Annotated in this window: 9 protein-coding genes; 6 read left to right on the top strand and 3 right to left on the bottom strand. The window is 35.5% G+C overall.

Annotated elements, in window-relative coordinates:
• Positions 1-38: 38 nt before the first annotated feature.
• The 3 genes from ACWG42_RS09825 to rpmB all read right to left on the bottom strand — a co-directional run bounded on the left by ACWG42_RS09825 (position 39) and on the right by rpmB (position 2,242).
• Positions 39-1,019, bottom strand: a complete 981-nt coding sequence (locus ACWG42_RS09825; protein WP_455791951.1) for a serine hydrolase domain-containing protein — start codon at positions 1,017-1,019, stop codon at positions 39-41.
• A gap of 13 nt (positions 1,020-1,032) precedes the next feature.
• Positions 1,033-1,863 carry a MerR family transcriptional regulator gene (locus ACWG42_RS09820; RefSeq protein ID WP_455791949.1) on the bottom strand — a complete coding sequence of 277 codons (831 nt, stop codon included), beginning with the start codon at positions 1,861-1,863 and terminating at the stop codon, positions 1,033-1,035.
• 187 nt (positions 1,864-2,050) lie between these two features.
• On the bottom strand, positions 2,051-2,242 hold the full coding sequence (gene rpmB, locus ACWG42_RS09815; protein WP_004799868.1) for a 50S ribosomal protein L28: 192 nt from the start codon (positions 2,240-2,242) through the stop codon (positions 2,051-2,053).
• Between the two features lie 215 nt (positions 2,243-2,457).
• On the opposite strand from rpmB, the gene ACWG42_RS09810 reads away from it, so the two are divergent.
• The 6 genes from ACWG42_RS09810 to ACWG42_RS09785 all read left to right on the top strand — a co-directional run bounded on the left by ACWG42_RS09810 (position 2,458) and on the right by ACWG42_RS09785 (position 11,498).
• Positions 2,458-4,374, top strand: a complete 1,917-nt coding sequence (locus ACWG42_RS09810) for a dockerin type I domain-containing protein (RefSeq protein ID WP_455791948.1) — start codon at positions 2,458-2,460, stop codon at positions 4,372-4,374.
• 13 nt (positions 4,375-4,387) lie between these two features.
• Positions 4,388-5,824, top strand: coding sequence for a cadherin-like beta sandwich domain-containing protein (locus ACWG42_RS09805; RefSeq protein ID WP_455791947.1), 1,437 nt, complete (start codon positions 4,388-4,390; stop codon positions 5,822-5,824).
• Between the two features lie 169 nt (positions 5,825-5,993).
• Complete coding sequence (locus ACWG42_RS09800) at positions 5,994-7,250, top strand: cell division protein FtsA (protein WP_455791945.1); 1,257 nt, start codon at positions 5,994-5,996, stop codon at positions 7,248-7,250.
• Positions 7,251-7,269: 19 nt separating this feature from the next.
• Entirely contained in the window at positions 7,270-8,361 is a 1,092-nt protein-coding gene (gene ftsZ / locus ACWG42_RS09795; RefSeq protein WP_455791944.1) for a cell division protein FtsZ, read from the top strand.
• 2 nt (positions 8,362-8,363) lie between these two features.
• Positions 8,364-8,804, top strand: a complete 441-nt coding sequence (locus ACWG42_RS09790) for a hypothetical protein (RefSeq protein ID WP_455791943.1) — start codon at positions 8,364-8,366, stop codon at positions 8,802-8,804.
• A 120-nt stretch (positions 8,805-8,924) separates the two neighbouring features.
• Positions 8,925-11,498 carry a calcium-translocating P-type ATPase, PMCA-type gene (locus ACWG42_RS09785; RefSeq protein ID WP_455791941.1) on the top strand — a complete coding sequence of 858 codons (2,574 nt, stop codon included), beginning with the start codon at positions 8,925-8,927 and terminating at the stop codon, positions 11,496-11,498.
• Positions 11,499-11,548 lie beyond the last annotated feature (50 nt).

Raw genomic sequence — 11,548 nt, 5'->3', positions numbered from 1 at the left:
TACCATCTACACATTTGTGTACATCGTAGTTCTTTTGTTTAATCTTCTAATATTGGTTCTATAAAATCCTTAATCAATGCGATGCGATCTTTAGCATCTTTCACGAATAGAGAGGAACTACAAACAATTAGATTCTTCTTTGTATTATAGTAAATAATGTTTCCTCCATCTCCCATTGCCGCATAAGATTGATCATCTAGGATCCACCATAAATACCCATAGGCAAGATTCATTTCTTGGTAACGGTTGTGTTCTTTTGTGCATTCCTTTATCCATGAAGAGGATACCAGCTGTTGTTGGTTCCATACACCGCCTTGTAAGAAGAGTTGGGCTATCTTTGCCATATCCTTTAGCCGAAGTGTTAACCCCCAACCACCGCTCTGTAAACCACAAGAGTCCACAACCCATCCACTGATATTGGTAGCTTTATTAAATTCCATCTGTTCTTTCGCATTTTTTAAGACTATGCTTTTCTCAACGATGATTCCCAAAGGATCAAACAAATATTTCTTCGCAAACGAAAGAACACTTTGTCCAGTTGCTTGTACAAGGATTGCACTTAGAATATCTGGACCAATTAAAGGTGTATAACGAAACTCTCCAATAGTACCATTTCCTCCCAATCTATCCAGAGCGAACTTTGCCCAATCCTTACTCATAAAGTAACGTATGTACGTAAGAGGATTGTCTTTATATGAATAAGGGGCAGACATTGATAATACATCTTTTATAGTGATGTTTTGTATGGTGTGTTCTTGTTTCTTTACCTTATAATCAGGAAAGAACTCCAACACCAATTGATCGACACTTTGAATGAGTTTTAAATCGATCGCAATCCCAAACAAAATAGATAAAACACTTTTTGATACAGAGTACACATGAATGAAACTATTCTCATCACATCCATTAAAATACTTCTCGTACACCATATTGTTATCTTTCATAAGGACAATACCAGCCATATTGTCATACTCCTGAGCAATCCTTTGTTCTAATTCTAGTTGTTTTTCTTTTTCCATGTTGTATACTCCTTTATCTTTTAGATAGTTTTTTTACAGGATAATAAACTTCCGTGACAAGCTCATGTTCATCAGTAATAGAAGAAGGATCATTCACATAGACTTCGAATAAAGGTCCATTGTTTATGTATCCTTCTTTTTCTGCCCATTCTTGATGCTTTGCGTAAATAGAAGGAAGCTGTGTATAAGAACCATGTAGTTTTGTATAAAGACACAGTCCAGGTTTAAAATCCCTTGTCCCAGTAACACATTCTCTAATAGGAACAGCGAATTCAATATCCAATCCATGTACATCAAATTCAGCACTATGAAAAAGAACCATTGGTGGAGCTATTATTGTTAGCAACTCATCGCTAATCTTTTGAAAGAGCCTATAGAAACATGTTTTATATTCATCTTCAAAGTCACTTTGATGAACACACTTTCGAATATATAATATATTCATCATAGGTACATCTAGAAGTTTGACATCAATGTCTTCATAATAAGACATCATGTTTTTTCCTTCCTTTAAGTTCGTGATATCTTGATTTAACTGTGCTAGCGATTCCGTAGATGCTAACAAATGCTTTTCCATTTCCTTTTTCTTTCGCATGAGTTCTATTTGTAAATAATCATCATAAGCTTCCTCTGTCTTTAAAATATTCTTAATTTCATCAAGCGAGAAACTATACGACTTTAAACGATTGATAAACAACATGGTATGTAATTGGTCAATGGTATAGTAACGATACCCATTATTTGGGTCAATAACTCCTGGTAATATCAAACCTATTTCTGCATAATAACGAAGCGTCTTAGTAGATACTTTACATATATTTGAAAATTCTCCTATAGATAACATGGTTTCCTCCTGTTTATTTATCCTGTGTCTTTATGTTACACCTTGCCGTAAGGGAAAAGTCAAGGTACAACAAGAAAGGAATAGTGTACTCTTATAGAGCATAACATGATTAAAAATAGAATACAAAAAAACCTATACACATAGGGCATAGGTATAAAAAAAACAGGTTTCCCTGTTCATTCACTCATTAGATAGCGTTTTTGTTTTTTAATGTTTTTAACGCGCGAGCACTGATACGGATCGTTTGAGGTTTTCCATCAACGATAACTTTAACTTTTTGCAAGTTTACATTCCAGTTACGACGAGTAGCACGCATAGAGTGAGAGCGTTTGTTACCAGATAAAGGACCTTTACCTGTAATTGCACAGACTTTTGACATACCGTTACCTCCTTCCGTACAATACACATTTATTAAAACACGATTTGCTAGATTAGTATACCATTTTGTATATAAAAAAGCAAGGCTATTTTTTATTTTTATATTTGCAAATTTTCTTTGATGAAAATGTATGAAAATCTTAAGATTTGAAAGCCCCTTAAAAATTGAAACAAAAGTGCTTTTCTTATATAATGAAAGAAGAGCGATATGTTTTCATGTCGCCGTTAAGTAAGGATTGTGATGAAATGAAATATGCAAAAAAAGCTAAGGTAATAGGGCTAGGATTTATGTTAACTGCAATCACTCTGACATCTATGCAGATGGACAGTGTTTTTGCGTCTGACGAAAAAAATGATGTATCAAATGCTCAAAGCACCTTGGAGAAAGAAGGCATATTTACTGCATTAGATAAAGATGGGAACATTACCTACATAAAACAAACGAATGAAGATATTACGGATGAATTAGAATTACCTGAAAAAACGGATACAGAAACAACGTTTGACTTAAAGGTACAAATAGGAAATGCAGAACCAGAAACAATCGCAAGCTATGATACGTTTAAGGAAGCAAACACTGCGATGAATAAAAAAGCAAGATCGAGAAGTGTTGGGAATTTGGCAGTTTACACAAATGATCAAATCCGTGCAGTAACAAATGGTGTTGTGAATTTTAGAACAAAGGCGTGCAGTGTCAATACTAATTATTTAGGTGATGGAGAAGATCCTGATGGATATACGAATGGATGCTATGGAGCAGATGCTGCTTATTTAGGAACCAATACAGATGGAACAAAGGTTAAGTTTAGATTAGCTGGAGTTACTGGATGGGTGAATAAAGATGAAGTACAAATTTATGATTATGACAATAAATCCCAAGTAAAATCGATAAGTAACTATACTGTAGAAGGTGGACGTATTTATCATAATGTCACAACGAATATGAATTATGCAGGAACTGACTCTACACAGGATATAGGACCTAAACAATCTTATATGAGCGAAGGAGCGACATACTACAGTTATGATGGACATTATTTTTATACTTCTTATGCAAGAATGATTGCGGATTATAAAGCAAATACTTACAACAATTCTATCAATCCAAAAACGCCATATTATAGCTATTATCAGTTTTTATCTTTCCGCTCAAAAACGAAATTTAGTGCTACCGATTTCAATACACGTGTAGCTTCTGTAGTTGGAAGTAATAAATCTGCATTAAGTAATCAAGGTGCAAATTATATTGACGTACAAAATACATTTGGTGTAAATGCTGCATTAGCTTTTGGTATTTCTGTAAATGAGAGTGGCTGGGGAAGAAGTGACTATGCATTAAATAGAAATAATATTTTTGGTATCGCTGCTTTTGACAGTGATCCAGATAATGCAACTAAATTCCCTAGTGTCAAAGAGTGTATCTTACAGTTTTCAAGAGATATTGTATCTATAGATTATACAGACCCTCTTGATGCAAGTGGTTTATATCATGGCTCTAGTCTGGGAGATAAATCGGTTGGCTTTAATGTGAAATATGCATCTGATCCATTTTGGAGTGAAAAAGCAGCATCTCATGTATACAATTTAGAAAAGAATACTCCTAATAATAAAGACTTTGGAAATTATAGCATCGGTATCAAAACAAACGGAGATAATATCAACATCCGTAAGGAAGCAAGCACTTCTTCTACTTCGCTTTATAAAACAGGTGCTTGGAACAATTATTCATTTATTATATTGGATACAGTAACAGGTCAAAGTGTAAATGGAAATACAAAGTGGTATAAGATAGCCACAGATCCACCATTAAATGCTAGCCGTACACAAATTGTACGATGTGGACATGGACAAGGTGGAGAGTATATTTATACAAATAACTATGCCTATGTAAGTGCAGAGTATGTTCGTGTGTTGAACGATGGCAATTTTAGTGATGGAGATTATGGGATGATACCTGGCGATGTGAATGGTGATGGTACTATAACGCCTGCAGATTACGTCAAGGTTAAAAATCACATAATGGGTAAATCAACACTTACTGGAGATTCACTAAAAGCTGCCGATATGAATGGTGATGGTACAATCACGCCAGCTGATTATGTAAAAATTAAGAATAGTATTATGGATAAATAGTGAGGAGATTTACATGAAAAATATAAAAAAGAGCATAACGGGATTATGCTGTATCATGGCCTTGATTGTGACATCTCTCATATTTTCTGCGGATATTGTTGCGGCAGGGGCTTCTGTTACAGCTAGTTTGTCTACGATATATGTAGGACAGTCTGTAACATTTACAGTAAGTGCGCAAAACGGAGCAGGATATTTAACAGTAAGTGGTGCTGCACAGGATTATGGATGGTTTGATAATAGTTCTAAATCATATACAGTTACGGCAACATCAGTAGGGCAATTACAAGTTTCTGTAAATGGTGTGATAGCGGATTATGATACAGAGGTTGATACACCCGTATCTGGTTCAGCTACTGTAAATGTCATTGCGAAACCTGTGACACCATCTAATCCTGGTGACAATGGTAGTACTTCTGGAGGTAACACAGGAAACACTACACCTACAACGCCAACCAATCCAGATGAAAAAGAAGAAAAAGATGAAACAAAAGATAGTGATAGCTCTTTAGCTTCTTTATCTGTAAGTGTTGGAGAACTATCTCCAGCATTTGCTAGTGCAACGACTTCTTATGAAGTAAATCTTCCAGCAGGTACTACGAAATTAACAGTGGATGCGAAAGCAAAGAGTGCGAAAGCGAGTGTATCTGGAACTGGTGCATTGGATGTGAAAACTGGAGAAAATAACTTAGAAGTAGTTTGTACAGCTGAAAATGGTGCAAGTACGGTTTATAAGATCAAAGTAAATGTAAGTGAAAAGCCTGTCGCTACTATCAAATATGGTAAGAAAACGTTGGGTGTACTTAATCAATCAACGGATGTGAGTAAACTATTTACGGAAACAAAGGTTACCATTGATGGAAAAGAGGTAATTGCTTGGAAGAATGAAGCCTTAAAGATGACTTTGTTGTACATGCAAGATGAAAAAACAGGAGAAAAGAATCTCTATATATACGATGAAGCAAAGAAGGAAGTTACTTCCATTTACAAACCATTTGCTTTTGCAGGTAAAAATTTAGTAATGGTGGATATTCCGAAGGAACTACAAGAACGTAAAGGGATGAAGTTATCTACTGTTAAATTAGGAGATGTAGAAGTAACTGCGTGGGTGTTTGAAGATAAAACATTTGCGAATTATGCATTGTTATATGTCATGGATGAAGCAGGAAATATGGTGTATTACCAATATGAAAAGAAAGAAAACAGCTTGCAGTTATTTTCGCAAGCCGCTGCGATTACGCAGGATTCCTATCAAACATATGTAGAGAAAATGGAAGGACGCAACCAAACATATTTGATTGCTATTTGTGTAATTTCCTTACTTAGTGTTGGGCTTCTTATTACTACGACCACCTTATTTATAAAACGTAAAAATAATACGAAATTTAAAAAGGTTAAGATAGAAAACGAGAGTTTAAGTGCAGAAGCAAAATCGTTATTAAATAAAGACTAAAATACTAGGAGAGAAGATGAAATGTCTTCTCTTTGTTTCAAAGAAATGAAAGAGCTTTAAAAAAAAGAAAAAATTTATATAAATATCATGAAAATGTTTTTAAACACCACAAATTATGGTATGATATATGAGATGAAAAAGCTAAAATATACTAAGGGGGTATAACCTTATGGACTATAAAAAGGAAATATATGCTTCCGTGGAAATTGCAGATCACGAAATTCGTATGGTAGTTGGCGAGTTTTATGAGACGCGTTTTAATATTCTGCGTGTTGAAAAAACAGAAGTGAAGGGTATTGAACATAAAGAAATTCAAGATGAACAACTTGTGGTCAATGCAATTATAAAAACTGTAAAGAAAGTAGAAGAAGCATTAGGTTTTCGCATTGATCGCGTATTGATGTCGATACCAAGTGTGCATGTGACTCGTCATAATAAAAAAGTTTCTATCGTTCCAGAGGCTAGTTCAAAGCGTATTCGATTAAGTGATATCCAAAAGGGATTGAATCAAGCGATTACGTTTAAACCTGAATCTGATCTTGAATTGGTGAATGTAGGATGTATCAAATACATAACGAATGGAATTACATCTCGTAAAATGCCTTTAGAAGAAGTGAGCGATATACTTATTATGAATGTAGATTTACTCTTTGCGGATAAAGAAATCGTCTATTCTTATGCACGATGTGTGGAAAAGGCTGGGTTGGAAATCATGGATATATGTCTGGATTCTTATGCAGTTGCACAAGAGGCTGCGGTATTTGAACAGACGGTTGATAAATATGTAATCTTAGTGAATTTATCAAGAGATGATACAACTCTATCTTTGTTCTCACATGGAAAATTGGTAAGTAGTGAAGTGATTCCTGAAGGATATGGAACTTGGCTACATGAATTTGAGATTGAATATCAACTTTCAAATAAAATAAGCTTTAGATTACTTCAGAATACTTGTACATTTGATACTGCAAATGCTAAAGATTCTGTTATCTACATATGGTCTAGCGGTAATGAACAAAAACAGCTTACAGAGAAACAGGTATGTGAAGTTGTAGTTCCTAAGATCGACGAATGGATCCAAAAGATGAATGAAACATGTTTGCCAATTATTGAGAGTGGTGATGTACGTTATTTGATCACTGGTGAGGGTTGTGAAATACAATCACTTGCAGAGAAGATTAGCATAATGAATGCGCCTGCTCAAATCTATGTACCACAAACGATTGGTGCTAGAGATTGTGCATATGTAACATGTTTGGGATTGTTCTATAGTTGGAAAGAACAACAAAACATTCGATATGATGATCGTATTAGTGTAGATGCAAGTAGTGTTGAGAAATCATTGAATGTTGCGGCGCCTAAAGTAATGAGCGATGAAGGTGGATTTACCAAGAAGTTAAAAAGCATTTTGCTGAATGATAAATAGAAGAGAGCGAGGAATAAATATGAACGATTTACATTTTGAGCAAGTAGCAAATATAAAAGTATTTGGAATTGGTGGCGGTGGTTGTAATGCCGTAAACCGCATGGTGTCAGAAGGTGTTAAAGGTGTCGAATTCTTTGTTGCAAATACAGATTTACAAGTACTTAATATTTCTCCAGTAGAAAATAAAATTGTACTAGGTAGAGAAATTACAAAGGGTCTTGGTGCTGGTGCAGATCCAGAAATGGGAAAACGCGCAGCACAAGAAAGCGAAAATGAAATTCGTGAAGCAATCAAAGGAAGTGACATGGTATTCATTACGACTGGTTTAGGTGGTGGTACTGGTACTGGTGCAGCTCCATTGTTCGCAAAAATTGCGAAAGAAGAAGGTGCTTTAACAGTAGGTATTGTTACAAAACCTTTTACATTTGAAGGAAAAAAACGTATGGTTTCTGCAGAAGCAGGACTTGCGGAATTGAAACAGTATGTGGATTCTTTGATTATTGTTTCTAATAATAACTTAATTGAAGTGATTGGAAGAAGACCTTTAACAGAGGCTTTCCAAGCTGCAGATAATGTACTTCGTCAAGGAGTGCAAACAATTACAGATTTAATTGCAGTACCTGCACTTATCAACTTAGACTTTGCGGATGTGCGTGCAATTATGCAAAATCAGGGTTCTGCTTTGATCGGTATTGGTATGGCTGAAGGTGAAGATAAAGCAAGAATGGCTGCAGAAAAAGCTATCCAATCTCCACTATTAGAAGCACAAATTAATGGTGCACGTAATGCCATCGTAAATATTACAGGTGGAGAATCTATTACTTTATTTGATGCGGAAGATGCAATGGCTCTTGTAAGAGATGCTGCAGGTAATGATATTGATGCAATCTTTGGTGTTGCCATCAATGAAAAACTTGGTGATTCCATTATTGTAACTGTAATTGCGACTGGTTTCGATAGTATTGAAGAAGCTATCCCAACACCAGTAGTAACAACAAAAGCTTCAACGTTTACAGTTCCTAAGACAGTTGTCGCACCACAACCAGTTGTAGAAGAAGTTGTGGAAGAAGAGGATCGTGAAGGAATTCCTTCATTCTTTACTCGCCGTTAATTATGAAATTATATTATATTGATGATTCTATGTTTCAAAAGTCTCAGTTCGCAACACAAACGTTGTATCGTTTTGAACGCTATGTTCAAAGACATGCATGTGATGTGATACTGATTAGTGCGGCACATGAAGATGATGTCAATATTGAGCGGTTTAGAAAATCGTTAGGAAATGTAAATGTTCTTGTGAGTCCTTGTCTTTTTGATGTAGAGGGTGTTCGTGGAAATTTGTTAAATACCTTATTGGCAATTGAAGATTTTCCATCTATGCAAACATTTAGTGGTTCGTTTGTTGCATTCGATACAAACACAGGAATCGTTCAAAGAATTTACTTAGAACTTTTTATGGAACATGATTTTGATGTGGATTTTATTGTTCGTGAAATGGAACAAATGTTACATGAGAAAATTATAAAAATGAAGAAGAAAACAATGCTTAACTAGAGTAGAAACGAAAGTTTCTGCTTTTTTTTTGCGTGATTTGTCCCATTTCCTCTAGTTTTGTCAAATGTAGCATAGAGAAGGTTTCTATACATAGGCTTTACTAAGCAAAGGAGGAATTGTATGCCTTATCGTAAGAATATACAAAGTGTTGTAAAGGAATATGATAGTGATTTAAATACAGGACTAAGTGAACAAGAAGCACTTCAAAGGCTTCAAAAGAATGGAAAGAATGAATTAACAAAAAAGAAGAAAGAAACAGTTTTTGCGATGTTGTTTGAACAATTTCAAGATCCTATGGTAATCATCTTAATCATAGGCGCAATCATTTCTGTCTTTCTTCAAGAAATCATAGATGCGATTATCATTATTACTGTTATTGTGTTGAATGCGGTAATCGGTGTGATACAAGAATATAAAGCGGAGAAAGCAATCGATGCATTGGAAAAGTTATCTACTCCCAAAGCGTATGTTATACGAGATGGTTTCTTAAGAGAAGTTGATTCGAAAGATTTGGTGGTAGGAGATATTGTTGAACTTGAAGTAGGACGTTATATCCCAGCAGATATGCGTTTACTTTCTACTAGCAATTTAAAAGTAGAGGAAAGTACATTAACGGGTGAGAGTGAGGCAGTAGAAAAAGAAGCAGATACATTATATGAGAATGAGATTAATATCAGCGATCAAAGAAATATGGTGTTTATGTCGACGTATGTTACATATGGAAAAGCTAGAGGAATTGTAGTACGTTGTGGAATGGATAGCGAAGTGGGCAAAATTGCTAAAATGCTAGATGAAACAAATGAGGATATGACACCATTGCAGGTGAGATTAGCTCATCTTTCAAAGATATTAGGGATGTTATGTGTCGTGATATGTGTCGCTATGTTTGTTGTATCCTTGTTACAGGGAAGGGATATTTTTGATATGTTGTTGTTGTCTATATCCCTGGCAGTTGCGGCGATTCCAGAAGGATTACCAGCGGTTGTGACAATTGTACTAGCTTTGGGTGTACAAGTCATGAGTAAAAACCATGCGATTATTAGAAAGCTTCATGCAGTTGAGACACTGGGATCTGTAAGTGTGATTTGTAGTGATAAAACAGGTACTTTAACGCAGAATAAAATGCATGTTGTAAGTAGCTTTGCGGATGGGGAATTATCTTCCATAAGTAAAGAACTCTTACGAGGATTTGCGCTTTGTAATGATGCACGTGTGCAGCAAGGGGAAATACTAGGGGAGCCTACGGAAATGGCATTGTTGGCTTTTGCGGAAAAAGAGGGTGTTCATAAAGATCATGAAGATTTAACATATGTGCGAGTGAATGAAATTCCATTTGATTCCAACCGTAAGCTTATGACTACGATTCATCATCATGAACGCCAATACATTGCATATACCAAAGGAGCAATTGAAAAAATACTGAATTTGTGTACCAATGTGGAAGTACATGGAGAAAGTATTCGTTTGAATGAATATGAAAGAAATCGTATCCTAGAAGCAAGTAAGAAAGTGAGTGCGGATGCACAACGTGTATTGGGATTAGCGAAGCGCTCGCTTCGTGGACCTATGGAAGGCAATGTCGAACATAAGATGACCTTTGTTGGCTTTGTAGGATTGATTGATCCACCACGAGAAGAAGTAAAAGATGCGATTGCTCTGTGTCACGATGCCCATATTCAAGTAGTAATGATAACAGGAGATCATCCTATTACTGCATTTGCGATTGCTCGTCAACTGGGAATTGCGAAGTATGAACAGTCGGTGATTACAGGAAAAGACTTGGATGAAATGAGTGATGAGACACTCGCACAACACGTGAAGAATTATCGTGTGTTCGCAAGAGTGACTCCGGAACATAAAGTACGTATTGTAAAAGCATTTAAGAAACATAAGCTAGTGGTGGCTATGTCAGGGGATGGAGTAAATGATGCGCCAAGTTTAAAGAATGCGGATATTGGTATTGCGATGGGGAAAAGTGGAACAGATGTATGTAAACAAGCGAGTGATATGATCCTTGCGGATGATAATTTTGCGACTATCGTAAAAGCTGTTGAACAAGGCAGAAATATATACCTAAACATACAAAAAGCAGTTTTATATTTATTAAGTTGTAACTTGGGAGAAATTATGTCTTTATTCCTTGCGATAGTTTGTATGCCACACGTGGTATCTACTCTGTCTGCAATCCAGATTTTATGGGTAAATCTAGTGACGGATGCATTTCCAGCTCTAGCATTGGGTGTAGATCCCAAAGATCAATTCATTATGAAAGAAAAGCCTAGAAGTCTTAAGGAAAGCTTGTTTGGACATGGAGGAATGTCCTTTACAATATTAAATGGGTTATTTATTGGAACGATTACCTTAGTTGCATTTCGATATGGTTTGAATGAATCAAGTGCAAAAGCGCAAACAATGGCATTTATGGTTTTATCTATTTCTCAATTATTTCATTCTTTGAATTTACGTTCACGAACACATTCCATATTTGAGGTGGGAATCTTGAAGAACAAATGGTTACTATTAACGATAGTGTTTGGAATTGTATTGCAAATTGCGGTATGTCAACTACCTATTTTCCATATACTATTAAAGACGGTATCTCTAGGTTGGATGGAATGGATAATTGTTATGACATTGTCTATTGGAGTAATTGTAATAAATGAGATAAGTAAATGGGTAGCAAAAGAAAAATAATATCGATTTTTATGATATAATATTGTACAAGTCGTGCAGAATAAACAGAG

The organism is Amedibacillus sp. YH-ame10, from assembly GCF_053848885.1.
Note: the sequence above shows the minus strand (reverse complement) of the source record. Positions and strands in the feature narration are given on the sequence as shown.